Consider the following 466-nt stretch of genomic DNA (forward strand, 5'->3'; position numbering starts at 1 on the left):
CAATAACCTCTATCGTCCAATTTAATCAATTCTAAAAATAGTAAGCGTAAATATAATTACTAGAGTATTCACACTAGGAAGCAGCAGACTAGTTTTCCTCACCAATTTTGCTAGGTCGTAGGTAACGGCTAAAGCCCGCTTCTTTTAAAGCCAAATTAAGCGTACTCTGGATAATGTAGGGCGAATCCAGTGCTAAAACACTATCTAACAAGTCTTTCGCCCAAGTCATATCGATATCACGAATAACAGATTTAACCTTAAGCAAATTTGAGGCGTTCATAGACAAAGCATCATACCCCATCGCCAGCAATAGGACGGCACCAGCCGGGTCACCGGCCAACTCTCCACAAATGCTCAACTGCACGGGTAGATCAGCGGTATCCTGAGCAATCTTATATAACGCTTGAAGTACAGCTGGGTGAAAAGAATGGTAAAGCGAGGCAACACGCGGATTATTTCGGTCCAC

At 42.9% G+C, this 466-nt stretch carries 1 protein-coding gene; it reads right to left on the reverse strand.

What is annotated here, in order from left to right; translation table 11 throughout:
* Positions 1–88: 88 nt before the first annotated feature.
* Positions 89–466: putative PEP-binding protein (locus A3757_RS01760; protein ID WP_304439162.1), on the reverse strand; the 378-nt coding region annotated here is incomplete at its 5' end.

This window comes from Oleiphilus sp. HI0117 (assembly GCF_001635235.1).